The organism is Pseudomonas zeae, from assembly GCF_014268485.2.
Lineage (GTDB): Bacteria > Pseudomonadota > Gammaproteobacteria > Pseudomonadales > Pseudomonadaceae > Aquipseudomonas > Aquipseudomonas neuropathica.
In genome coordinates, this window is record NZ_CP077090.1 from 5,058,064 (window position 1) to 5,081,032 (window position 22,969).

General features: G+C 60.3%; 23 protein-coding genes. 12 read left to right on the forward strand and 11 right to left on the reverse strand.

All coding sequences use genetic code 11. The annotated features are described in order from the left end of the window. Window positions 1-189: 189 nt before the first annotated feature. Together HU754_RS22305 and HU754_RS22310 are read left to right on the forward strand one after the other, a co-directional pair. Entirely contained in the window at window positions 190-2,943 is a 2,754-nt protein-coding gene (locus HU754_RS22305) for a response regulator (RefSeq protein WP_186624808.1), read from the forward strand. A gap of 80 nt (window positions 2,944-3,023) precedes the next feature. Beyond that, window positions 3,024-4,013 carry a 2-hydroxyacid dehydrogenase gene (locus tag HU754_RS22310; protein ID WP_186624792.1) on the forward strand — a complete coding sequence of 330 codons (990 nt, stop codon included), beginning with the start codon at window positions 3,024-3,026 and terminating at the stop codon, window positions 4,011-4,013. Between the two features lie 12 nt (window positions 4,014-4,025). Here the strand turns inward: HU754_RS22310 and HU754_RS22315 are convergent, their stop codons facing one another. Beyond that, window positions 4,026-4,484, reverse strand: a complete 459-nt coding sequence (locus HU754_RS22315; RefSeq protein ID WP_186624793.1) for a hypothetical protein — start codon at window positions 4,482-4,484, stop codon at window positions 4,026-4,028. Between the two features lie 133 nt (window positions 4,485-4,617). On the opposite strand from HU754_RS22315, the gene HU754_RS22320 reads away from it, so the two are divergent. Next, window positions 4,618-5,052 carry a hypothetical protein gene (locus HU754_RS22320; protein ID WP_093442198.1) on the forward strand — a complete coding sequence of 145 codons (435 nt, stop codon included), beginning with the start codon at window positions 4,618-4,620 and terminating at the stop codon, window positions 5,050-5,052. Beyond that, entirely contained in the window at window positions 5,052-5,456 is a 405-nt protein-coding gene (locus tag HU754_RS22325) for an META domain-containing protein (protein ID WP_093442194.1), read from the forward strand. The genes HU754_RS22320 and HU754_RS22325 overlap by 1 nt, the downstream gene beginning before the upstream one ends. A gap of 381 nt (window positions 5,457-5,837) precedes the next feature. Here the strand turns inward: HU754_RS22325 and HU754_RS22330 are convergent, their stop codons facing one another. Continuing rightward, window positions 5,838-6,305, reverse strand: coding sequence for a TlpA disulfide reductase family protein (locus tag HU754_RS22330; RefSeq protein ID WP_007917494.1), 468 nt, complete (start codon window positions 6,303-6,305; stop codon window positions 5,838-5,840). 113 nt (window positions 6,306-6,418) lie between these two features. Between HU754_RS22330 and arsC the strand changes: the two genes are divergently transcribed. From arsC to HU754_RS22345, 3 genes are read left to right on the forward strand one after another with little or no spacing between them, the layout of a single operon-like run. Next, window positions 6,419-6,772 carry an arsenate reductase (glutaredoxin) gene (arsC, locus tag HU754_RS22335; RefSeq protein WP_186624794.1) on the forward strand — a complete coding sequence of 118 codons (354 nt, stop codon included), beginning with the start codon at window positions 6,419-6,421 and terminating at the stop codon, window positions 6,770-6,772. Next, on the forward strand, window positions 6,769-7,365 hold the full coding sequence (wrbA, locus tag HU754_RS22340; protein WP_093442184.1) for an NAD(P)H:quinone oxidoreductase: 597 nt from the start codon (window positions 6,769-6,771) through the stop codon (window positions 7,363-7,365). Before arsC ends, wrbA begins: the two co-directional genes overlap by 4 nt. 1 nt (window position 7,366) lies before the next feature. Continuing rightward, on the forward strand, window positions 7,367-7,792 hold the full coding sequence (locus tag HU754_RS22345; protein WP_093442178.1) for a DUF2069 domain-containing protein: 426 nt from the start codon (window positions 7,367-7,369) through the stop codon (window positions 7,790-7,792). A gap of 98 nt (window positions 7,793-7,890) precedes the next feature. Here HU754_RS22345 and HU754_RS22350 read toward each other — a convergent pair whose 3' ends face one another. Both HU754_RS22350 and ttcA read right to left on the reverse strand, forming a co-directional pair. Continuing rightward, window positions 7,891-8,565, reverse strand: a complete 675-nt coding sequence (locus HU754_RS22350; protein ID WP_093442173.1) for a DNA-3-methyladenine glycosylase I — start codon at window positions 8,563-8,565, stop codon at window positions 7,891-7,893. Window positions 8,566-8,699: 134 nt separating this feature from the next. Then, complete coding sequence (gene ttcA, locus HU754_RS22355; protein ID WP_093442168.1) at window positions 8,700-9,524, reverse strand: tRNA 2-thiocytidine(32) synthetase TtcA; 825 nt, start codon at window positions 9,522-9,524, stop codon at window positions 8,700-8,702. A gap of 288 nt (window positions 9,525-9,812) precedes the next feature. Here ttcA and HU754_RS22360 point away from each other — a divergent pair, with 288 nt between their 5' ends. After that, entirely contained in the window at window positions 9,813-10,415 is a 603-nt protein-coding gene (locus HU754_RS22360) for a Yip1 family protein (RefSeq protein ID WP_007917515.1), read from the forward strand. A 127-nt stretch (window positions 10,416-10,542) separates the two neighbouring features. Then, entirely contained in the window at window positions 10,543-11,037 is a 495-nt protein-coding gene (locus tag HU754_RS22365) for a SprT family zinc-dependent metalloprotease (protein ID WP_007917517.1), read from the forward strand. A gap of 110 nt (window positions 11,038-11,147) precedes the next feature. Here the strand turns inward: HU754_RS22365 and HU754_RS22370 are convergent, their stop codons facing one another. Both HU754_RS22370 and HU754_RS22375 read right to left on the reverse strand, forming a co-directional pair. Beyond that, the gene (locus tag HU754_RS22370) at window positions 11,148-12,329 is read right to left on the reverse strand and encodes a CaiB/BaiF CoA transferase family protein (protein ID WP_186624795.1); all 1,182 of its coding nucleotides are present in this window, start codon (window positions 12,327-12,329) and stop codon (window positions 11,148-11,150) included. A gap of 145 nt (window positions 12,330-12,474) precedes the next feature. Next, window positions 12,475-13,809 (reverse strand): dicarboxylate/amino acid:cation symporter, encoded by a 1,335-nt coding sequence (locus tag HU754_RS22375; protein WP_016987435.1) that lies wholly within the window; start codon window positions 13,807-13,809, stop codon window positions 12,475-12,477. A 352-nt stretch (window positions 13,810-14,161) separates the two neighbouring features. Here HU754_RS22375 and HU754_RS22380 point away from each other — a divergent pair, with 352 nt between their 5' ends. Further along, entirely contained in the window at window positions 14,162-15,160 is a 999-nt protein-coding gene (locus tag HU754_RS22380; protein WP_186624796.1) for an AraC family transcriptional regulator, read from the forward strand. Between the two features lie 218 nt (window positions 15,161-15,378). Here HU754_RS22380 and HU754_RS22385 read toward each other — a convergent pair whose 3' ends face one another. The 3 genes from HU754_RS22385 to HU754_RS22395 all read right to left on the reverse strand — a co-directional run bounded on the left by HU754_RS22385 (window position 15,379) and on the right by HU754_RS22395 (window position 18,151). After that, window positions 15,379-16,725 carry an ATP-binding protein gene (locus tag HU754_RS22385; protein ID WP_095051103.1) on the reverse strand — a complete coding sequence of 449 codons (1,347 nt, stop codon included), beginning with the start codon at window positions 16,723-16,725 and terminating at the stop codon, window positions 15,379-15,381. Beyond that, window positions 16,722-17,399, reverse strand: a complete 678-nt coding sequence (locus HU754_RS22390) for a response regulator transcription factor (RefSeq protein ID WP_093442145.1) — start codon at window positions 17,397-17,399, stop codon at window positions 16,722-16,724. The genes HU754_RS22385 and HU754_RS22390 overlap by 4 nt, the downstream gene beginning before the upstream one ends. A gap of 149 nt (window positions 17,400-17,548) precedes the next feature. Continuing rightward, complete coding sequence (locus tag HU754_RS22395) at window positions 17,549-18,151, reverse strand: outer membrane beta-barrel protein (protein WP_186624797.1); 603 nt, start codon at window positions 18,149-18,151, stop codon at window positions 17,549-17,551. 143 nt (window positions 18,152-18,294) lie between these two features. Here HU754_RS22395 and HU754_RS22400 point away from each other — a divergent pair, with 143 nt between their 5' ends. After that, a complete protein-coding gene (locus HU754_RS22400; protein ID WP_186624798.1) occupies window positions 18,295-19,086 on the forward strand; it encodes a dienelactone hydrolase family protein in 792 nt (263 codons plus the stop codon). Window positions 19,087-19,224: 138 nt separating this feature from the next. After that, the gene (locus tag HU754_RS22405; RefSeq protein ID WP_202894565.1) at window positions 19,225-19,950 is read left to right on the forward strand and encodes a 4'-phosphopantetheinyl transferase family protein; all 726 of its coding nucleotides are present in this window, start codon (window positions 19,225-19,227) and stop codon (window positions 19,948-19,950) included. 116 nt (window positions 19,951-20,066) lie between these two features. Here the strand turns inward: HU754_RS22405 and HU754_RS22410 are convergent, their stop codons facing one another. Next, window positions 20,067-21,677: an ATP-binding protein gene (locus HU754_RS22410; RefSeq protein WP_186624800.1), complete on the reverse strand. Its 1,611-nt coding sequence runs from the start codon at window positions 21,675-21,677 to the stop codon at window positions 20,067-20,069. Beyond that, complete coding sequence (locus tag HU754_RS22415) at window positions 21,674-22,396, reverse strand: response regulator (protein WP_099756938.1); 723 nt, start codon at window positions 22,394-22,396, stop codon at window positions 21,674-21,676. The genes HU754_RS22410 and HU754_RS22415 overlap by 4 nt, the downstream gene beginning before the upstream one ends. Between the last annotated feature and the right edge of the window lie 573 nt (window positions 22,397-22,969).

Consider the following 22,969-nt stretch of genomic DNA (forward strand, 5'->3'; position numbering starts at 1 on the left):
TGATTATTCAAGATTGCCGGGCATCGGGCAACTCAAGGTTGACCGAGCTGACCAACGAGCAGCGACGCCCTGCCCCGACGCGAGCGCATTTTTCCGGAGATTGCCCGCGAGCAAATCGCTACACTGCGCCAATGTCGCGTGCCGGATGCACGCATGAGTCAACAGATCAGCGGGATGCAGGAGATAGGCGTGCTCAAGAAACTGGGAATCAAAGGTCGCGTGTTATTGCTGACCTTGTTGCCGACCAGCCTGATGGCGCTGGTGCTGGGTGGTTATTTCACCTGGACGCAGCAGGCCGACTTGCAGACCCAATTGATGCAGCGCGGCGAAATGATTGCCGAGCAACTGGCGCCGCTGGTGGCACCCGCCATGGGCCATGGCAACAGCGAATTGCTGGAGCGCATCGCCACGCAATCCCTTGAACAGCCGGACGTGCGCGCGGTGACCTTCCTCGCCCCGGACCGCTCGCCGCTTGCCCATGCCGGCCCGACCATGCTCAATCAGGCACCCAGCGGCGACAGCGCGCATTTGCAACGGCGCAGTGGCAATGACGCGACGCGTTACCTGATGCCGGTGTTCGGCAAACATCGCAACCTCGCCGGCGAACTGATCCCGGAAGAATCCGAGCGACTGCTTGGCTGGGTCGAATTGGAGCTGTCGCATAACGGTATGTTGCTGCGCGGTTATCGCAGCCTGTTTGCCAGTCTGCTGCTGATTGCCGCGGGTCTGGCGGGGGCCGCACTGCTGGCATTGCGCATGGGCCGCACCATCAACCGTCCGCTGAGCCAGATCAAGCAAGCCGTCGCGCAACTCAAGGATGGCCATCTGGAAACGCGTTTGCCGCCACTGGGCAGCCAAGAGCTGGATGAACTGGCCTCCGGGATCAATCGCATGGCCGGTACCTTGCAAAACGCCCGCGAAGAACTGCAACACAGTGTCGATCAGGCCACCGAAGACGTGCGCCAGAACCTGGAAACCATCGAGATCCAGAACATCGAACTGGATCTGGCGCGCAAAGAAGCGCTGGAGGCGAGCCGGATCAAATCCGAATTCCTCGCCAACATGAGCCACGAAATCCGCACGCCGCTCAACGGCATTCTCGGCTTCACGCATCTGTTGCAGAAAAGCGAACTGACCCCGCGCCAGCTCGATTATCTGGGCACCATCGAAAAATCTGCCGACAGCTTGCTGGGGATCATCAACGAGATCCTCGACTTCTCGAAAATCGAGGCCGGCAAACTGGTGCTCGACCATATTCCGTTCAACCTGCGCGACCTGTTGCAGGACACCCTGACCATCCTCGCCCCTGCCGCACACGCCAAGCAATTGGAGCTGGTCAGCCTGGTCTACCGCGACACGCCGCTGTCGTTGGTCGGTGACCCGTTGCGCCTGAAGCAGATCCTCACCAACCTGGTCAGCAACGCAATCAAGTTCACCCGCGAAGGCACCATCGTTGCCCGCGCGATGCTTGAAGATGAACAAGAGGACAGCGTGCAGTTGCGCATCAGCATTCAGGACACCGGCATCGGCCTGTCGAATCAGGACGTGCGCGCGTTGTTCCAGGCCTTCAGTCAGGCCGACAACTCGCTGTCGCGGCAACCGGGCGGCACCGGCCTCGGGCTGGTGATTTCCAAGCGTCTGATTGAGCAGATGGGTGGCGAAATCGGCGTCGACAGCACACCGGGCGAAGGCTCGGAATTCTGGATCAGCCTGAGCCTGCCGAAAACCCGTGACGACGCCGAAGACTTGCCGGCCGCGCCGCTACTCGGGCGCCGCGTGGCGGTACTGGAAAGTCATGAACTGGCGCGTCAGGCCTTGCAACATCAACTGGAAGATTGCGGCCTCGATGTCACGCCGTTCAATACGCTGGAAACCTTGACCAATGGCGTCACCGGTGCGCACCAGACCGATCAAGCGATTGATCTGGCGGTCATCGGCATCACCAGCAACGACATGCTGCCCGAGCGTTTGAATCAGCACATCTGGGACCTCGAACACCTCGGCTGCAAAGTGCTGGTGCTGTGCCCGACCACCGAACAGACGCTGTTTCATTTGTCGGTACCGAACCCGCACAGTCAGTTGCAAGCCAAGCCGGCCTGCACACGCAAACTGCGTCGCGCGCTGGCCGATCTGGTCAACCCGCGCCAGCCGCGCAATGAGCCGGGGGAACCGCTGTCGAGCCGCGCGCCGAAAGTGCTCTGTGTCGACGACAACCCGGCCAACCTGCTGCTGGTGCAAACCCTGCTCGAAGACATGGGCGCCAAGGTGCTCGCGGTGGAAAGCGGCTACGCGGCGGTCAAAGCCGTACAAAGCGAGTCCTTCGATCTGGTGTTGATGGACGTGCAGATGCCGGGCATGGACGGCCGCCAGAGCACCGAAACCATTCGCCAGTGGGAAAGCGAGCGGCACTGCACGCCGCTGCCGATCGTCGCCCTCACCGCACACGCCATGGCCAACGAAAAACGCGCGTTGCTGCAAAGCGGCATGGATGACTACCTGACCAAACCGATCAGTGAGCGGCAACTGGCGCAGGTGGTGCTGAAGTGGACCGGCCTGGCCTTGCGCAATCAAGGGCCGGAGCGGATCAGCGACAGCGCGGCGGGCAATAATGAACTGCCGGTGCTCGATCACGAGGAAGGTTTGCGCCTGGCCGCCGGCAAGGCTGATCTGGCCGCAGACATGCTGGCCATGTTGCTCGCCTCACTGGAAGCCGACCGCGAGGCCATCCGCGCGGCGTGCGAAAACCGCGACCAGAATGCATTGATCGAACGCGTCCATCGCCTGCACGGTGCCACCCGTTATTGCGGCGTACCGCAATTGCGCGCGGCCTGCCAGCGCAGCGAAACCCTGCTCAAGCAGGACGACCCCAAGGCCGTGGCAGCGCTGGAAGAACTGGAGCGCGCGATCAACCGGCTCGCGGCACAAGCGAAGATCAGCGCCTGATCCACGGCAATGCCGGCCAACACCGGCAGCGCTAAAGTGGGTTCGGGATTCAATCCGTGTCGATGTTCCAGGAGGATTTCATGCGCACGCTCGTTTTCAGTAGCCAGACCTATGACCGCGACAGCTTTCTCGCCGCCGCTTGCCCGGCAGGTATCGAGCTGCACTTTCAAGCGGCCCGGCTCAGCCTCGATACGGCGGCGCTGGCCGATAAACATGAAGTGGTCTGTGCGTTCATCAATGATGATCTCAGCGCTCCCGTGCTGGAGCGCCTGGCTGCGGGCGGCACGCGTCTGATTGCCCTGCGCTCGGCGGGCTACAACCATGTCGATCTGGCCGCAGCGAAACGTCTCGGACTGGCCGTGGTGCGCGTGCCGGCCTACTCGCCGCATGCAGTGGCCGAACACGCCGTGGCGCTGATCCTGGCCCTCAACCGTCGCCTGCACCGTGCCTATAACCGCACCCGTGAAGGCGATTTCAGCCTGCATGGCCTGACCGGTTTCGACCTGGTCGGCAAAACCGTGGGGATTGTCGGCACCGGACAGATCGGCGCCACATTCGCGAAAATCATGCACGGCTTCGGCTGTGAGTTGCTGGCCTACGATCCATTCCCGAATCCGGATGTTCTGGCGTTGGGTGCGCGTTACCTGAGCCTGCCGGAACTGCTCGCGCAGTCGCGGATCATCAGCCTGCACTGTCCGCTCAACGAGCAAAGCAAACACCTGATCAACCGCGACTCACTGGCGCACATGCAGGCGGGCGCCATGCTGATCAATACCGGCCGTGGTGGGCTGGTCGACACACCGGCACTGATCGATGCCTTGAAGGACGGCCAACTCGGCTATCTGGGGCTGGATGTCTATGAGGAAGAGGCACAACTGTTTTTCGAGGATCGCTCCGACCTGCCTTTGCAGGACGATGTGCTGGCGCGATTGCTGACCTTTCCCAACGTGATCATCACCGCGCATCAGGCCTTTCTGACCCGCGAAGCACTGGGCGCCATTGCCGCAACCACCCTGCACAACATCGCGACCTGGGCGGCGGGAACGCCACAGAACCAGGTCGAGGGCTGAGATTTTTTGCGCTTATTTCGGTGAAAGCGAAGACGCCAGAATCAGCAGCGCCAGCCAGCCGAAACCAAAAAAGCGCTGTTTCATCGAGTGGCCGTAGCGCAGCAGGAACCAGACGAAAACCATCGGCAGCAGGAAGATCATGATCTTCAGCCAGCCTTCCACCGGACGACTGCCGTCGGCATTGGCCTGCTCTGTGGCCGGTTGCTCGGTTGGCTGCTGGCGCCGACGCCGTGCGGCGGCCGGCATGACTTTCGGTAAAGGTTGCGGTTCAGGCGCTGGAGCAGTGACTTCGGGCACAGCCTTGTTACGCGGCAGACTGCCAAAAGAAATCGTCGAAGGCTGAGCCGGGGCCGCGGCTGTCTGCGCCTGGGCGTGAGCGGTTTGCTCCGCTATCGGAGCTCCACAATGAATGCAGGCCGAGGCTTCGGAGCTGATGCTCTTTTTGCATTCATAACATTCGATCAGCGCCATGTTCCGTTCCTTCAGATTCGAGGCCGGCAGTTTGCCATGAGTGTCGCGGTATTTGAACCGGATCGAAGGTCGCACGCGCGCATCATTCTGCAATCAACCCCGTGCTAGCATGTCGCGCATATTTGGAGGACCCATGGTCGAACACGATTTCCGCTACACCCTGATGAACCCGCAACACACCCTCACCGAATGCCGCGCCCTCGTTCCGGGCCGCTATCAGGTCACCGGCAATGGTGGCTCGATTCGCATCGGTGACGCGCTGTTGGTCACCCTCAAAGGCAGCAAGGACTTGTCCATGCGCCTGACCGTTGAAACCGTCCGCCACCTGATCAACCCGCCGGGCCAATGGACCGCGATGACCACAGGCCCGGTGTTTGGCGAACTGGCGATCCACACCTGGCAGGTCAATTGCGACAGCTGCGCCAAAGAGCTGAGCTTCGAATTTGCCGTGGACGCCAAACTCGGCAAGGCCGCCGAGAAACCGGCGGCCACCGCGCGCATCGCCGAGCTGGGCTGGAAAGCCGTGGGCGACAAGCACCTGTGCCCGAAATGCCAGGAGCCTGCGTGATGAAACGGCTTGCCCTGACCGCTATGGTCGGTGTGGGTCTGGTGGGTTGCGCGGCAGAGCCTGTGCAACTGCAACAGAACCGCAGCTACATTCTGGAGTGGATCGGCGAGCGCCCGCTGATGGATTACAGCCACCTGACCGTGACCCTTGGCGATGATGGCCGCGCCTACGGCAACGGCGGCTGCAACCATTGGTTTGCGCCGTATACGCTGGACGGCGACAAGCTGACCTTCGGCAAGATCGGCAAGACCCGCAAACTCTGTGCACCGGCGTTGATGGAGCAGGAACAACGCTTCCTGCAGGCGCTGGAACACGTCGAGCGCTGGGACATCTCGCCGATTGAGCAGATGCGCTTCTGGCCGGCTGAAGGCAAGCCTTTGCGTTGGTGGCTGGAAGAAGGCTAAAAAGCCCTCACCCTAGCCCTCTCCCAGGGGGAGAGGGGACTGAATGGGGGATATTGGAGAGCTACGCCGACCTGAAAGGTCTTCATCGAATCCATAATCGACTGGGTCTTTTAGGTCGGTGAGTCGGCCGATGCCCTCACCCTAGCCCTCTCCCAGGGGGAGAGGGGACTGATTGGGGGATATTGGAGAGCTACGCCGACCTGAAAGGCCTATGCCGAATCCATAATCGATCGGATTTTGCTTTGGCGACCCCATAATCGACCTGATCTTGCCTTGGCGAATCTACAATCGACTCGATCTCTCAGGTCGATGTACCTGGCCAGACACCTCGGTCGGCTCCCTCTCCCTCTGGGAGAGGGCTGGGGTGAGGGGCTTTTGACGTTACTTGGTCGCCTGCAACGCCTCCAGCTTCGCCATCACCCCCGCCGCCGTCTGCTCCCCCATCAATTGCTCACGCACCTTGCCCTTGTTGTCGATGATGTACGTCACCGGCAATGCTTCACTGCGCGGCAACTCAAACAACTCCGCCGGATCCTGCGCCAGCACGGTGAACTTGATGCCCAGTTTTTCACTGGCGTCTTTCAGCTCCACACCTTGCACATTGTCAAAGTTGACCCCGAACACGCCGACGTTCTTGCTCTTCAGCTCGTCAGCCAGATGGTTGAGCTCCGGGATCTCGGTGCGGCACGGGCCGCACCATTCGGCCCAGTAGTTGAGCACCACCCATTGCTTGTCGAGACGTTCGGACGCGACCTTCTGACCGTTCTGGTCGATCCCGTAATCATTGCCGCAGCCCCCCAGCATCAACGCCCCGATTATCGTCAATGCCGCTGCCAATCGCCGTGTCATGTCGTGTTCCTTGTGAAAATTTGAAGGCGCCTGCGACCCATTGCCTCCGAAGGTTCTGGATTGCGCGCTGCACAGTTAGAATAGCCGCCACTTTACGCCAGAAGCGACCCGCCATGACCGATCTGACGCTTTATCACAATCCGCGCTGCTCGAAATCCCGCGGCGCGCTGGAACTTCTTGAAGCCCGCGGCCTGACCCCGAACGTCGTGCGGTACCTCGAAACCCCGCTGAATGCAGCGCAAATCAAGGCCCTGCTCGGCAAGCTCGGGATCAGCGCACGTCAGTTGCTGCGCACCAGGGAAGATGAATACAAAATGCTTCAACTGGCTGACGAAAGCCTCAGCGAAGCGCAACTGATCGACGCCATTGCCCAGCATCCAAAACTGATGGAACGGCCAATTCTTGAAGTCGGCGAAAAAGCCGTAATCGGTCGTCCGCCGGAAAATATCCTGGAGTTGCTGCCGTGAGCGCGCCGTACATTCTGGTGCTGTATTACAGCCGCAACGGCTCGACCAACGAGATGGCCCGGCAGATTGCCCGCGGCGTCGAACAGGCTGGCCTCGAAGCGCGCCTGCGCACCGTGCCGGCAATCTCCACCGAGTGCGAAGCCGTGGCCCCGGCCATCCCGGACGAAGGCGCGCTGTACGCAACGCTGGATGATTTGAAGAACTGCGCCGGTCTCGCCCTCGGTAGCCCGACGCGTTTCGGCAACATGGCTGCGCCACTGAAGTACTTCCTCGACGGCACCAGCAACCTGTGGCTGACCGGCGCCCTCGTCGGCAAACCGGCTGGCGTGTTCACCTCCACCGCCAGCCTGCACGGCGGTCAGGAAACCACCCTGCTGTCGATGATGTTGCCGCTGCTGCACCACGGCATGCTCATCACCGGCCTGCCGTACAGCGAGTCGGCGCTGCTGGAAACCCAGGGTGGCGGCACGCCTTACGGTGCCAGTCATCATGCCGGAGCGGACGGCAAAAAAGGCCTTGATCAGCACGAAGTGGCGCTGTGCCGTGCGTTGGGTCTGCGGCTGGCCAAAACCGCTCAGAAACTGGTGGGCTGAGATGGCGAAGAAGCCGAAGATTCTGCCGAGTGTCGAGTGGCTTGAGCCACGGGTGAAGGCAATGCGGGTGCTCAGCCTGCTGAGCTTTTTCGCCCTCGCCGGTCTGCTCGCGGCCTACTATCTGCTGTTCGCCGACCTGCACGGCGCGCGGCCATGGGTGATTCTGCTGGTCGAGCTGATCCCGTGGATCGTCCTCGCCCCGGCGATGATCATGGGCAGTGCCCGTGGGCATTCGTGGATGTGCTTCGTGGTGAATCTGTATTTCATCAAAGGCGCACTGGCGGCGTATGACCCGAGCCGACATTGGTTTGGGGTGCTGGAGATGATCGCGAGCCTGGCGGTGTTCTGCTCGGCGCTGTTGTATGTGCGGTGGCGGTATCAGTTGAATCGTAAACTGGCTGGCGAGGGCGAGATCAGCGTCGCCTGACGAATAGCTATCGCGAGCAGGCTCACTCCTACAGGGGATCTGTGGCGTTCACAAATCCCTGTAGGAGTGAGCCTGTTCGCGAATGGGGCGACGCGGTCTTAATGGTTGACGGTGTACGCGAGCATCATCGAAATCTGGCTCATGGCCCGCCCGCCACTCTGTTCGTGCCACTGGTTGAACACATCCTGCACGATCGCCAGATCGCGCAGACTGGTCGGCACCTTGTCGACGATCTTCTGTGCATTCAGCGCCGCAACCACGTCGTAGCTCGGCACGAACGTATCCTTGCCGACCATGCGCAAAAAGCGTGGCGCCGACAGCCCGCCCAATTGATGGCCGTGCTTTTTCAGGTACGTCCACAGGCCGACGATATCGGTCACCGGCCAGTCGGCAATCAACGCGCCAAAACTGCCCTTGTCTTTCTCGACATCGAGAATGAACTGCGCATTGCGCGGCACGCTCTTGAGCTTGCCCAGGTGACGGATAATCCGCGCATCCTGCATCAGGCGTTCAAGGTGTTCGGCGCTCATCAGCACGACTTTTTCCGGGTCGAACTTGAAGAACACTTCTTCGAAAGCCGGCCACTTGGCGTCGACCAGACTGTGTTTGAGACCGGCGCGAAATACGCGCAGGGCCATGGTCGAGAGGTAGCGGTCGTCGCTGATCTTGCGCAGTTGCGCCGGAGTCTTGGGAACGGGCAGATGGGCTTCCAGTTCAGCCGCCGAACCGAAGCGGTTCAGACAGTATTCGTGCAGCCACTTGTAATCGCGCATGCCCTCTCCTATTGAATAAAGCGAAGAAACCTATGTGGGAGCGAGCCTGCTCGCGAAAGCGGTGTGTCATTCAACTAATTCGTTGACTGATACTCCCTCTTCGCGAGCAGGCTCGCTCCCACATTTGAAGATGTTTACAGATTGACGACGTTGACGAAGCGCGAAGCCGCGGTCTCGTCGATCTTCAGGCTGGTGAAGTCGAACAGGTTGCGGTCGGCCAGTTGCGACGGAATCACGTTCTGCAGGCTGCGGAAGATGCTTTCGGTACGGCCCGGGGTCTTGCGCTCCCAGTCCTGAAGCATTTCCTTGACTACCTGACGCTGCAGGTTTTCCTGCGAACCGCAGAGGTTGCACGGGATGATCGGAAATTCCTTGAAGTCCGAGTACGCCTGAATGTCTTTCTCGTTGCAGTAGGCCAGCGGACGAATCACCACGTTGCGGCCGTCATCGGCGCGCAGCTTCGGCGGCATGGCCTTGAGGCTGCCGTTGAAGAACATGTTGAGGAAGAACGTCTCGACGATGTCGTCACGGTGGTGACCGAGAGCCATTTTCGTCGCGCCAATCTCATCGGCAAAGGTGTACAGCGTGCCGCGACGCAGGCGCGAGCACAGCGAGCAAGTGGTCTTGCCTTCCGGGATCAGTTCCTTGACCACCGAGTAGGTGTCTTTCTCGACGATGTGGTACTCGACGCCCAGCTCTTTCAGATAGGCCGGCAGCACATGCTCGGGGAAGCCCGGCTGCTTCTGGTCCATGTTCACCGCAACGATCTCGAACTTGATCGGGGCAACCTTTTGCAGGTGCAGCAGCACGTCGAGCATGGTGTAGCTGTCTTTGCCGCCGGACAGGCAGACCATGACCTTGTCGCCATCTTCAATCATGTTGAAATCGGCGACCGCTTCGCCGGCCAGACGGCGCAGGCGCTTTTGCAGTTTGTTCTGGTTGACCGTAAGAGTGCCCATGACGCGAAATCCGTGAGGTGTGACGAAAGGCCGGCATTTTACGCAAAAACCCCGGGGTTGTGGGCACAGGTTGTCGCGGCCAGCCGACGGCGCGTTAACAGACCCCGAGGCGATTACCCGCCCTGTTTACAGCGCGATTTGCTCTAAGCCCCTAATACCTGTGCGGGTAAGACCTTTCTATACTGCGACATAAGGTCGCACACATCTGAAGACCTGAATTTGCTCGGCCACCTTGGCCCGTAGGCGCTCCGTTGGGGGGCGATGGCAATAACAAGAGGAGTGACTGGCATGATCCATCACGTAGTGGGACTTTTTACCCACCCCGATCAGGAATGGAAGGAAATCCGTGGCGACCAAGAGGAAAGCATCAGCCACATGTATCTCACTCACACGCTGATTCTGGCGGCGATCCCCGCTGTCTCGGCGTTTATCGGCACCACTCAGGTCGGCTGGGTAATCGGCAATCGCGCACCGGTGATGCTCACCGTTGAAAGCGCGATCTGGATGACGGTCATGTCGTATCTGGCCATGCTGGGCGGGGTCGCGGTCATGGGTGCTTTTGTGCACTGGATGGCCCGCACCTATGACGCCAATCCGAGCCTGGCCCGTTGCGTGGCGTTTGCCACTTACACCGCAACACCGTTGTTTGTCGGCGGCCTGGCGGCGCTGTATCCGCATATGTGGCTGGGGATGATCGTCGGCACGGCGGCCATCTGCTACACGGTGTATCTGTTGTATGTGGGGCTGCCGACGTTCATGAACATTCCGTCGGACGAAGGTTTTCTGTTCTCGAGCTCGGTGCTGGCGGTGGGTCTGGTGGTGCTGGTCGCCATCATGGCGTTTACCGTGATTGTCTGGGGGCTGGGCGTTGGTCCTGTCTATACGAACTGACTCGATAAGCCAATCAGAGGCCGCCGCAAGGCGGCCTTGTCGTTTGCGCGATGACCATTCGGCAGCTTGGCGATTCGCAAGTGCACAGGGTTGCGTCATACTCGATGCCTCTGGAGATCCATCAAGCATGCCCGAGCAACTCAATACCCGCGTCGAAGACTGTTACCAACTCGCTGAATCCTTTTTCAAACGCTCCTTCCCACGCCCTGTCGTCAGCCTCAAGCTGCGCGGGCAAAAAGCCGGTGTCGCGCATCTGCACGAGAACCTGCTGCGCTTCAATCCTCAGCTGTACCGGGAAAACACCGAACATTTCCTCAAGCAGACCGTGGCCCACGAAGTCGCACACCTGATCGCCCATCAGTTGTTTGGCGAGCGTATCCAGCCGCATGGCGAGGAATGGCAACTGATCATGCGCGGGGTTTACGAACTGCCGCCGGATCGCTGCCATACCTATGCAATCAAGCGCCGCAGCGTGACCCGCTATATCTACAAATGCCCATGCGCTGACAGCGATTTTCCGTTTTCGGCGCAGCGCCATAGTCTGGTGCGGCAGGGGCGGCGGTATTTGTGTCGTCGCTGCCGGAACACGTTGGTGTTCAGTGGTGAGATGCGGGTGGAATAGCCCGGATTTGCAGTGCCTGTACCGACCCCTTCGCGAGCAGGCTCGCTCCCACAGTGGGCCGCATTCCAAATGTGGGAGCGAGCCTGCTCGCGAAGAGGCCGGTACAGGCACTAGAGAACTACCTTGGCACGCCGCAATTCAGCAATCCGCTCAGCACTAAACCCCAACTCGCCCAACACCTGATCCGTATGCTGCCCCAACGCCGCGCCAACATGCCGCGGCGCCGGCAACGCCTCGGAAAACTTCAACGGACAGGCCATCTGCGCCTGCGTCGAGCCATCCCCACGCGGCACCTGTGTCACCAGTTTCCGCGCCTGAAATTGTGGGTGGCGCACCGCCTCACCCAGACTCAACACCGGCTCGACGCACGCATCGATCCCGGCAAACATCTCGCGCAACTCGGCAAAGTCATGTTTTTCGAACTCGACCGTCAGCGCGTATTTCAACGCCCGCTGCTGTTCAGGCTTGGGCGACAGGCCCTGCGCGGCCAACTCCGGCCGCCCCAGCGCTGCACACAATTGCTGCATGAACCCCGGTTCCAGACTGCCCACCGACATCCAGCGGCCATCGCGAGACCGATAGTAGTCGTAGAAACTGCCGCCATTGAGCATCTGCTCTTCCCATTCAGGCTCTTCGCCACAAGCCAGATAGCCGGCACCGGCCATGGCATTCAGGCTGAACGCGCAGTCAGTCATGCTCACATCCAGGTGCGTGCCCTGCCCCGTTTGCTGACGGGCAATCACTGCCGCGAGCAAGCCGATCACCCCGTGCAGCGAACCACCCGCCACGTCCGCCACTTGCATGCCCAGCGGCAACGGCCCGCTATCGGCACGGCCGGTGTAACTGGCAAGGCCGGCCAGCGCCAGGTAGTTAATGTCATGCCCGGCGCGATCCTTGTACGGCCCGGTCTGGCCGTAACCGGTGATCGACACGTAAATCAGCTTCGAGTTGATCGCCTTCAGCGCCTCATAACCCAGGCCCAGACGCTCCATCACACCGGGGCGAAACTGCTCGAGGACGATGTCGTAATCGCCTAGCAACTGCTTGATCACTTCCAGCGCCTCGGGTTGTTTCAGATCCAGGGCCAGGCTGCGCTTGTTGCGATTGAGGTAGGCGTGACTGGCCGATACTCCGCCATCATGCGGCGGCAATACCCGCAGCAGATCCAGGCGCGTCGGCGACTCGATGCGCAGCACTTCAGCGCCCATGTCCGCCAGCAACAGCGAGGCGAACGGCCCCGGCAGCAATGTCGAGAAATCGAGGATCTTCAGTGAGGCCAGCGGTGCGGACATGGGCGAACTCCTTGAGCGATGCACTCAGCCTAGGCAGCGATGCCGTGTACGGCAATCACCGCAAATGTCAGCGGGTGTGACCGTTACGCTCAAACAGCAGGCAAGAAAAAACCCGCCGAAGCGGGTTTTTTCAGGTAAGCAGTGCTTACTTCACATTGCTTGGGGTTGGGCCTTCAGCCACACCCAGGTCATCTTCCGGACGGGTATCAGCGATACCACGACCGCCCGAGGCTAACTCGGTTTGCAGCGTGTCGGTGTCCAGTTCCTTGACCCACTTGGCAACCACGATGGTCGCAACAGCGTTACCCACCAGGTTGGTCAATGCGCGAGCTTCGGACATGAAGCGGTCGATACCGAGGATCAGCGCCAGACCGGCTACCGGCAGGTGACCGACCGCCGACAGGGTGGCAGCCAGCACGATGAAGCCCGAACCGGTCACGCCAGCCGCACCTTTGGAGGACAGCAGCAACACCACCAGCAGGGTGATCTGATGGGTGATGTCCATGTGCGTGTCGGTGGCCTGGGCAATGAACACGGCAGCCATGGTCAGGTAGATCGCGGTGCCGTCGAGGTTGAACGAGTAACCGGTCGGGATCACCAGACCCACTACCGATTTCTTCGCGCCCAGACGCTCCATCTTGATCAGCATGCGTGGCAGTACCGATTCCGACGAGGAAGTGCCGAGGACGATCAGCAGCTCTTCACGGATGTAACGAATCATCTTCAGCACGCTGAAACCGTGCATGCGGGCGATACCGCCGAGGACGATGAGGATGAACGCCAGGCAGGTGATGTAGAAGCAGATCATCAGTTGACCCAGCTGCACCAGCGAGCCGACACCGTAGGCACCGATGGTGAAGGCCATCGCACCGAAGGCACCGATCGGCGCAAGCTTCATGATCATGTTGATGATGTTGAACATCACGTGGGCGAAGCGATCGATGAAGTCGAGGATCGGCTTGCCGTAGGCACCCAGGCGATGCAGGGCGAAACCGAAGATCACCGAGAACATCAGCACTTGCAGAATGTCACCGGTGGCGAACGCGCCGACGATGGTGGTCGGGATCACGTTGAGCAGGAAGCCGACAACGCTTTGGTCAGCACCTTGGGCTACGTAGGTGGCGACTTTCGAAGCGTCGAGGGTGGCGACGTCAATGTGCATGCCGGCGCCCGGTTGCACGACGTTGACCACGACCAGACCAACCAGCAAAGCGATGGTCGAAACGATTTCGAAGTACAGGAGTGCGTAACCGCCGGTCTTGCCGACCGATTTCATGTTCTGCATGCCAGCGATACCGCTGACCACGGTGCAGAAGATGATCGGGGCGATGATCATTTTGATCAGCTTGATGAACCCGTCACCCAGCGGCTTTACCGCGACACCGAACTGCGGGTAGTAGTGACCGAGCGCAATACCGATGATGATTGCGATGATCACCTGGAAATACAGGGATTTGTACAGTGGCTGACGAGTCGTCATTGCAAGTGTCCTCAAGCGTCCCGCGTGGCAACATCCATCTGTTGGCCGCGAAACCTGAATTGCGAACCCTCCTGCACTGGAGGGATTTGTTGTTCGAGCGGCGCCTCTCCGGGCGGGATAGATGCACGCTTCTGTCGCTGTTATCGCAAACCTCGTGCCACTTTGGTGCAATTGCCTGCAAGCCTTTTGATATCAGGGATTACAGGTGCATGGATGTCACCATCCCGTTACTCAAGTGTGGCGGATTTCCGCCAACTCGCCGCTTCTCGTCCTACAATTTGGCGGAAATCCGCCTTGTAGGCGCGCCCAGCCGCCGGCTACCATCCGGCGCCTGAGAAAGGATCTGCCGCTTATGCGCGAACGCACCATCGCCAGTCATTTCGCCCGTGCCGCCCTCGGTGGCGCGCGCCGCCAGGGGTTCGACTACTCGGGCCTGCTGCTGCAACTGGGCATCAGCCCGGAACTGCTCGACGAGCCGCGCGCACGCATCGCTCCGGAACAATTCACCCGGTTGATTCAGGGCCTGTGGCTGGCGCTGGACGACGAATACCTGGGTTTCGGCAATGCGCCGAGCAAACCCGGCAGTTTCGCCATGATGTGCCACGCCTCGATCCACTGCCGCAATCTGGAGAAAGCGCTGCAACGGGGTTTATTGTTTTATAGCCTATTCCCCGAAGCCCCGCGCCTGAGCCTGACGCGCGAAGACGAATGGGTACGTTTGAGCCTCGATGATTCACAAATGTGGGACCCGGATCACTTTCTCACCGAGAGTTTGCTGGTGATCTGGCATCGTCTGGGCAGTTGGCTGATTGGCCAGCGAATTCGCCTCGAGCAGGCAACTTTCAGCTATCCCCGCCCCGATCACGGCGCTGAATATGACCTGTTGTTCCCCTGCCCGCTGACTTTCGGCACCGAGCAAAGCAGCCTTTTATTCCACACCCGCTATCTGTCTATGCCGCTGTTGCAGGACGAACGCACGCTCAAACATTTTCTCGAACGCTCCCCCGCCGACCTGCTCTCACGCCCGGACGACGGCGACAGCCTGAGCAGCCGCCTGCGCCGTTTGCTCAGTCGCGACACGGCACACTGGCCGGATCTGGAAGCGGTGGCGGCGCACTTGCACATCAGCCCGCAAACCCTGCGTCGGCATTTGCGTGAGGAAGGCAGCAGTTTTCAGGAGTTGAAGGATCAGTTGCGGCGGGATATCGCCATCTACCACTTGGGCCGGGCGGATCTGTCGTTGCAACAGATCGCCGAGCAGCTCGGATTTTCCGAGCCGTCGGCGTTTCATCGGGCGTTCAAGAAGTGGACCGGGCTGACGCCGGGGGCTTATCGGGCGCAGGAGCAGTGAGGCACAAAAATCAAAAGCCCCTCACCCTAACCCTCTCCCGGGGGGAGAGGGGACTGAATGGGGGATGTTCAAGATGTACGCCGACCTGAACGCTCTCTACTGAATCCATAATCGATTGGCTATTTCAGGTCGATGTATAACGCTAGACACCTCGGTCGGCCTCCTCTCCCTCTGGGCGGTCCGACGTTTCGGGAGGGCTGGGGTGAGGGCTCTCGCAATCACACCGCCGGAAAATGAATCCTGAACGCCGCCCCTCCCATCGGCGAATCGCCCAGCGCGAGTTTGGCGTTGTAGCTTTCAATAATGTCCTTGACCACCGCCAACCCGATCCCCTGCCCCGGATGCTGGGCATCCAGCCGCTCGCCACGCTCGAGAATCCGCGCACGCTGATCCGGCGGCACACCCGGGCCGTCATCTTCGACGCACAGTTCGATCCCGGCGAGGGTCTCGCGCACGCTGATGCGCACCTCGCCCAGACACAGGCGATAAGCGTTTTCCAGCAAGTTGCCCATCATCTCCAGCAAGGCACCCTGCTCGATCGGCACATAGCAATGCTCAGGCAGATCGAATGCCACGCGCACATGTTTATCGCGATACACCTTGTCGAGGGTGTCGCAGAGGCTTTTCAGCACCGGTTGCAGGCGCACCTGGTGCCGCACCAGTCCGCTTTTGCGCAAACTCGCCCGTTGCAGTTGATAGCTGATCTGCTGGCTCATGCGTTCGATCTGGCTTTGCAGCACCCAGGCCTGATCGCGCTCTTCGGGACGTTGAGCCATGTCCTCGCTAACCCCTTGCAACACCGCCAACGGGGTTTTCAGGCTGTGCGCCAAGTCATCGAGGGAATCGCGGTAACGACTGCGCTGCTGACGCTCGCTGTGCAGCAAACGGTTGAGCGAGCCGGTCAGGCGCAGCAGTTCGCGTGGATGTTGTTCGGTGAGGCTTTCACGGGTGCCGCCTTCGATTTCGTCGAGTTCCTGACTGAGCCGGCGCAAGGCTTTGAGGCCCCAGGTCAGGCCGATCCACAACAGCGCCAGCAACACGAGTAACGCAGCGCCGAAGCCCAGATAAAGATTTTCACGCAGGCCTTCAAGGGTGGTTTCGTACTCGCGCACCGGTTGCAGGGCGACGATGCTGAACGCCGCGCTTTTGCCGCCGAGCAATTTCACTTCAACGTCGTAGACGAAGAATTCCTGGCCGTTGGTTTCACGAATCCGCGCGAACTCGTTACCGAGACCGTCGTAACGCGGTTTGTAGTTGATCTGCTCTTCCTGGGTGGCTTTCGAGCGCCACACCAGATGCCCTTCGCGGTCGTAGATGTAGCCGAGCAAACGGAAGTCGGTGAGATTGAAGCGCTCATCCGGCAGTTGCGTCGGCATCACCAGCCGACCGTTTTCAATGCGCGCGGCCGAGATCAGCGTGGTCACATCCGAAGCCAGCCGCTGCTCAATGGAATCCTGCAAGGCGAGGCTGAACGCGCCTTGCATCGCCGGCAGCAAGGCAAGCATGAACAACACCGCCAACGTGGTGGCGGCGAGCATCAAGCGAACGCGAAGGGAACGAATCAAGTGCAGCGCTCATTGAACAGGTAGCCGAGGCCGCGCACGGTGTCGATCGGCTTGAACCCGGCCGGGCCTTCGAGTTTGCGCCGCAGACGACCGACCAGCACTTCGATGACATTCGGATCGCGCTCGTCGTCGTCCGGGTAGAGCTGCTCCATCAAGCGATCCTTGGGCACCACTTGCTGGTGATGGCGCATGAGGTATTCGAGGATGCGGTACTCGTAGGCGGTCAGCGCCAGCGGTTGCTCGTCGAGGCTCGCCTGTTTGCGATTGAGGTCGAGCAGCAGCGGCCCGGCGACGATGGTCGACTGGGTGAAACCGCTGGAGCGGCGCAGCAAGGCGTTCAGGCGCGCGTCGAGTTCTTCGAACTGGAACGGCTTGACCACATAATCGTCGGCGCCGGCGGCGAGGCCTTCGACCTTGTCCTGCCAGTTGCCACGCGCGGTGAGGATCAGGATCGGGAAGGTCTTGCCAGCCGCGCGCAATTGGCGAATCAGGTCGAGACCGCCCATGCCCGGCAGGCCGAGATCGATCACCGCCAGGTCAAAGTTGAACTGTCCGGTCTGGTACAGCGCCTCTTCGGCATTGGCCACGGACTCGACCACGTGACCACTTTCTGTCAGGCGGGTTTGCAGGTGATGGCGCAACAGCGCTTCATCTTCGACGACCAACAGTTTCATAAAACTCTCCCGGATAAATCAGAATCTCCAGTCACACACCTGTGGGAGCGAGCCTGCTCGCGAAGGCGATGGTTCAGTCGACATCTCATCGACTGAACCGGCACTTTCGCGAGCAGGCTCGCTCCCACATTGAACCTGCTGGCAACTCCTTAGAAATTGTAGTTAGCCGACAGGTAAGTCTGCGCGCTGCTGGTCAAATCCAGCGAACCTTGCTTGCTGCCACCGCGTTCGCTCATCTCTGTGCTGGCATTGCTGCGCAGGTAACGGTAACCGAGTTCGACCGAAGTGTTTTGCGATACTTGTTGCAACACACCGAGCTGACCGCCGACGGCGTAACCGATATCACTGTCACGGCTAAAGCCTGGCGATTCCTGAGTCAGCTTGGTCAAACCCGCCGTCGCGCCACCGAACAACTGGGTGCTGCCGCCTACCGGGTAGAACAGATCGTAGCTGCCCAGCAGGTTTTCCTGACGCAGTTTAATGCCATTGTGCGAGCCCGACACGTTGTCGTAGGTGGCGTAGTAGCGACCCTGGCTGTTTTGCTGACCGAGGCGTACGCCGTAGGTGTTGTTACCGTCGATGGCGCCGGTGGCATTCGGGTGGTCGAGGTTGTTGTTCAGTGCGTGGGACTTGTTGATCTTGTCGCTGGTCTGGCCGAAGGACAGGCCGGCGAAGTTCGAAGTGGTATCAGCCTGGGCCGCGATACTGGCGCTCATTACGGTCAATGCCAGCAACAGTTTGTTAAAAGTCATGGATATTTCCTCTTTCACAGTGCTGTTTGGGTATGGCGCAAGGTTACTGACCTCCCCCTGTACCGCCCCTGAACCGTCTCTGAACCTGACCTGAACCAAATGAACTAGGCTGTTTTGACCCTTTATTGTCAGGAGCCCCGACCATGCGCCTGTTCCTCGCCCTTACTTTGCTGGCTGTCAGCAGCCTCACTCAGGCTGCGATCAAGACTGAAGAAATTCCCTATCAGAGCACCGACGGCACGAAACTGATCGGCTACTACGCCTACGACGACGCCATCAAAGGCAAACGCCCGGGTGTCGTCGTGGTGCACGAATGGTGGGGCCTGAACGATTACGCCAAACGCCGCGCACGCGATCTCGCCGCACTTGGCTACAGCGCGTTGGCGATCGACATGTACGGCGAAGGCAAGAACACCGAGCACCCGAAAGACGCGATGGCGTTCATGCAGGCGGCGACCCAGGACGCGGCAGCTTCCAGCAAGCGCTTTGAGGCGGGACTGAATTTGCTGAAGAAACAACCGCAGACCGACGCGAACAAACTGGCGGCGATCGGTTACTGCTTCGGCGGTGGCGTGGTGCTCAACGCCGCGCGACAAGGAGAGCCGCTGGCAGGCGTGGTGAGTTTCCACGGTGCGCTGGCGACCAAGACCCCGGCGACACCCGGCAGTGTGAAGGCGAAGATTCTGGTCGAACACGGTGCGCTGGACAGCATGGTCACTCCAGACAATGTCACGGCGTTCAAGGCGGAAATGGACAAGGCTGGCGCTGACTACAAGTTCGTCAGCCTCGACGGCGCCAAGCACGGTTTTACCAATCCGGATGCCGATCGCCTGAGCCATGGCGAGCACGGTGGCCCGGACATCGGGTACAACAAGGCAGCGGATGAAAAATCCTGGGCGGACATGAAAGCGTTCTTGCAGAAAATCTTTAGCTGATCAGAGACACCGCGTAGCGGCCATCGCGAGCAGGCTCACTCCTACAATTGAAATGCGTTCCCCTGTAGGAGTGAGCCTGCTCGCGATAGCTTCACCGCTATCTCGACCTCGGCCCGACTAACCGGCAAAATGCCCGCCATGAATCTCACCCCCGCCCTCCCCGCCTGCTGCACCGCGCTCAACAGCCACTGGCCGTTGCCGACGGTGTTGCCTGATACCGTGCTGCTCAGCACCCATTTCGATCCGGCACAACTGCTCGGCGATGATTTCCAGCGCAGCGCCGTCGTTGCACCGCCAAGCATTCAGCGCTCGGTGGCCAAGCGTCAGGCAGAATTCCTCGCCGGGCGGATTTGCGCCCGTGCGGCGTTGCGGCAATTGGAAGGCAGCAGCGTTGTGCCTGCGATTGGCGAGGATCGCGCACCGGTGTGGCCGGCACATATCTGCGGCTCGATCACCCACAGCACCGGTCGTGCCGCGGCGATAGTCGCCAACAAACAGCACTGGCGCGGTTTGGGCATGGATCTGGAAAACCTGCTCGACACCGAACGGGCCGAGCGCTTGGCTGGGGAGATTCTGACGCCACCTGAAATGCAGCGCATGACGGCCGCCTCGCGGGATCAGTTGGCGCTGTGGGTGACGCTGACGTTTTCGGTGAAGGAAAGTCTGTTCAAAGCGCTGTACCCGATTGTGCAGAAGCGCTTTTATTTCGAGCATGCAGAAGTGCTGGAATGGACGGAGGCGGGTCAGGTGCATTTGCGCTTGTTGACAGACTTGTCTGCTGAATGGCGCAACGGTACTGAACTGGAGGCGCAGTTCGGGGTGCAGGATGGGCAGTTGTTGAGTCTGGTCAGCATCAAGGCCTGAAGATTTGTGTTGCGGGCGCTGGCGCTATCGCGAGCAGGCTCACTCCTACAGTTGAAATGCGTTCCCCTGTAGGAGTGAGCCTGCTCGCGATGAGGCCTGCCCAACCAACACAAGACTCAACGACGTTCCTGATTTCTCGGCCAACTCAGGCTGAAGCAAGCCCCACCCAGGCTCTTGCTCTTGCCAATGATCGCCCGGCCGTCATGCCAGTGAATGATCCGCCGCACAATTGACAAGCCCAGGCCATGCCCGCCCGACGCCCGCGTGCGGCTGTCATCCAGGCGTAGAAACGGCGTGAAAATCCGCTCCCACGCCACTTCCGGCACGCCCGGCCCGTCATCCTCGACATCCACGCGACAGCGCAATTGCCCGACCTGATAACTGACCGTCACCTTCGAACGCGCATGGCGCATGGCGTTGCTCACCAGGTTCTGTAGCGCCCGATGCAGATAACGCGGCTCGGCTTCGACCCAGGCATCATCGTTATCCGCCGCAGACAGGCACAAACCGCGTTGCACCGTGACCTCGGCACGCAGCGGCGCCAACTCTTCAATCACCTGATTGACCAGCGCATCCAGATCGATGCGCTGGAACGTCAGCGCCGGCGAACCCTGCTCCAGTCGCGCATAGGTGAGCATTTCATCGACCAGTTTATCGAGGTCCTCGATGTCGTGATCCATGCCTTCGCGATACTTCTCCAGCGCTTGCGGGGTGGTCGCCGAGCCGATCATTTCCAGACCGAAACGCAGACGCGCCACCGGCGTGCGAAGTTCATGAGAGACCGCACGCACCAATTCGCGCTGGATTGCCAGTAGCTGCTGCAAGTGCTCGGCCATGCCGTTGAACGCCGCAGCCAGACGCCCGACCGAGTCGGCACCGCGCGCCGGCACACGGGTTTCCAGGCTGCCCTTGGCAATCCGCGTGGCCGCCGCTTCGAGGCCGCGTAAACGGCGTTCGAGCTGGCGCACCAACAGATAAACGATGAGGCCGATCAGGGTCAGGCCGAGTGCAGCGATCAGCACCAGCCATTCCGGCGGGTACGGGTTCATCTGGTACAGCGGTCCGATTTCCAGCACCCACGGCGTGCCGACCATGCCGGCAAACACGCGGATCGAATCGCCGCCCTTGCCCAGCGCCATCACCGTGTCGCCTTCGGCCACGCGGCGGCTCTGGTCTTCGTCCATGTCGGCGTCATTCACCGTGACCAGACGCAGATCGAAACCGAAGCCCTTCTCGTCCTTTATCTGTGCGAGGCGCTTGGGTTGCTCGGCGACCGGCACGCGCACCAGTTCATCGGCCAGCAGGTAAATGGTTGCGCGGGCCAGTTGCTCGCTGATCTGCTGAACTTCACCCACCAGTACGAGCTGTTCCTTGTCGCTGACCATCCGGTAAACCTTCGCTGCGTGCGGACCGGTCTGCTCGACCAACGCCTGCCCCCGTTGCACGCGGGTGCGCTGGGTCAGATCGAGATCGGTCTCGGCAAACTTCTTCAGCGCCAGCGGGATCCCCAGCAAACGCTCCCACACCAGCAACGCGCGATGGCGCTCGGTTTCATTCATCGGTTGCAGGTTGTCGGCCATCAGCGAGAACGTGCCGTGGGCCAGCCGCTCGCGATACTGCTCGCTGCGCACCTGATTGAGCAGATTCAGCGCCAGCACGCCGAGCACCGCCACCAGAATCAGCGCTGCGCACATGCCGCCGTAGATGCGCAGGAAAATCGAGTTCACAGCGGCAGGTCTACGCAGGCTTCAGGAACGAACAGATAACCTTTGCTGCGAATGGTCTTGATCAGGCGTGGATGGTCGGGGTCGTCGCCGATTTTCGGGCGGATGCGCGAGATGCGCACATCGATCGAACGGTCCTGACCGTCATAGCCGATGCCGCGCAGTGCGGTGAAGATTTCTTCGCGGGACAGAATCCGCCCGGCGTTGGACACCAACAGCCAGAGCAGATCGAATTCGGCGCTGGTCAGCTCGATGCCGTTGTCGCTCAGCCACGCTTCGCGCAAGGCGTTGTCGACCACCAGCGGGCCGAATTGCAGACGGCGGGATTTTTCGGCGAGCGGTTCAGGTGTGTCGCTACGGCGCAGCAACGCCTGGATTCGTGCCAGCAACAGACGTGGACGCACCGGTTTGCACACGTAATCGTCGGCACCGAGATCGAGCCCGTGGATCTGATCGGCATCGTCGGTGCGCGCGGTGAGCATCAGAATCGGCCCGTCATACTGATTGCGCACCTTGCGACAGATGCTCAGGCCATCCTCGCCCGGCAGCATCAGATCAAGGATCACCAGATCCGGCTGCTCCTGGATGATCCGCGCCGCCGCCAGCGCCCCGTTGCCTTCGATATCCACGCGCAGTCCATTGGCTTGCAGGTAGTCGCGCGTCAGTTCGGCCAGTCGCTGGTCATCCTCGACGATCAATACCTCAAAGGCTTGTTGCTCCACCGCTGACCTCTGCTTTCTATTGTTATTAATAAAGGAGGAACGTCTGCCTCAACACAATTCCCTGTGGGAGCGAGCCTGCTCGCGAAGGCGTCGTATCAGCCAACATCTGAGTCAGCTGACATAGCGCATTCGCGAGCAGGCTCGCTCCCACAGCTTCAGATCCTCCCGACCTTTTGTCATGTTTAAGGAGGATAAGAATGCCTGCGCATGGACCGATTGTATAAACGGCGTACAGCCAGAACACAAGTCGGTAAATGCGTTCGGACAAGGCCGTTTTTTGTGATAGGGTTCGCGCCCTTAAAAATCCGCTGAAGCGTTTTTCCCGGTGAAAAAACAGTGACAGACGGTCTAGCTCAGCAGGTTCGCGGCCTACACGCGAATTCCGGATTTCTTACACAATTTACGCACAGGTTTATCCACAGCTAGTACGTTGCAAGCACCCGTGAAACGCATTATCTTGTAGCACGGCGCAGGGAGAGACCCTACATATAGGGTTTTCCGCTTAAACGCCCAACCACATTTCAGACCTGAAACTCAAGCGATTTATTGCCTGTTTCCGGTTGAACCAAGCAA

Coding starts and splice junctions, on each gene's coding strand:
- HU754_RS22360 (WP_007917515.1), top strand. CDS start 9,813: ATGATCCATCACGTAGTGGGACTTTTTACCCACCCCGATCAGGAATGG.
- HU754_RS22375 (WP_016987435.1), bottom strand. CDS start 13,809: ATGACGACTCGTCAGCCACTGTACAAATCCCTGTATTTCCAGGTGATC.
- HU754_RS22325 (WP_093442194.1), top strand. CDS start 5,052: ATGAAACGGCTTGCCCTGACCGCTATGGTCGGTGTGGGTCTGGTGGGT.
- HU754_RS22320 (WP_093442198.1), top strand. CDS start 4,618: ATGGTCGAACACGATTTCCGCTACACCCTGATGAACCCGCAACACACC.
- HU754_RS22345 (WP_093442178.1), top strand. CDS start 7,367: ATGGCGAAGAAGCCGAAGATTCTGCCGAGTGTCGAGTGGCTTGAGCCA.
- HU754_RS22390 (WP_093442145.1), bottom strand. CDS start 17,399: ATGAAACTGTTGGTCGTCGAAGATGAAGCGCTGTTGCGCCATCACCTG.
- HU754_RS22365 (WP_007917517.1), top strand. CDS start 10,543: ATGCCCGAGCAACTCAATACCCGCGTCGAAGACTGTTACCAACTCGCT.
- HU754_RS22380 (WP_186624796.1), top strand. CDS start 14,162: ATGCGCGAACGCACCATCGCCAGTCATTTCGCCCGTGCCGCCCTCGGT.
- HU754_RS22315 (WP_186624793.1), bottom strand. CDS start 4,484: ATGGCGCTGATCGAATGTTATGAATGCAAAAAGAGCATCAGCTCCGAA.
- HU754_RS22330 (WP_007917494.1), bottom strand. CDS start 6,305: ATGACACGGCGATTGGCAGCGGCATTGACGATAATCGGGGCGTTGATG.
- HU754_RS22405 (WP_202894565.1), top strand. CDS start 19,225: ATGAATCTCACCCCCGCCCTCCCCGCCTGCTGCACCGCGCTCAACAGC.
- HU754_RS22350 (WP_093442173.1), bottom strand. CDS start 8,565: ATGCGCGATTACAAGTGGCTGCACGAATACTGTCTGAACCGCTTCGGT.
- HU754_RS22400 (WP_186624798.1), top strand. CDS start 18,295: ATGCGCCTGTTCCTCGCCCTTACTTTGCTGGCTGTCAGCAGCCTCACT.
- ttcA (WP_093442168.1), bottom strand. CDS start 9,524: ATGGGCACTCTTACGGTCAACCAGAACAAACTGCAAAAGCGCCTGCGC.
- HU754_RS22395 (WP_186624797.1), bottom strand. CDS start 18,151: ATGACTTTTAACAAACTGTTGCTGGCATTGACCGTAATGAGCGCCAGT.
- HU754_RS22310 (WP_186624792.1), top strand. CDS start 3,024: ATGCGCACGCTCGTTTTCAGTAGCCAGACCTATGACCGCGACAGCTTT.
- arsC (WP_186624794.1), top strand. CDS start 6,419: ATGACCGATCTGACGCTTTATCACAATCCGCGCTGCTCGAAATCCCGC.
- HU754_RS22370 (WP_186624795.1), bottom strand. CDS start 12,329: ATGTCCGCACCGCTGGCCTCACTGAAGATCCTCGATTTCTCGACATTG.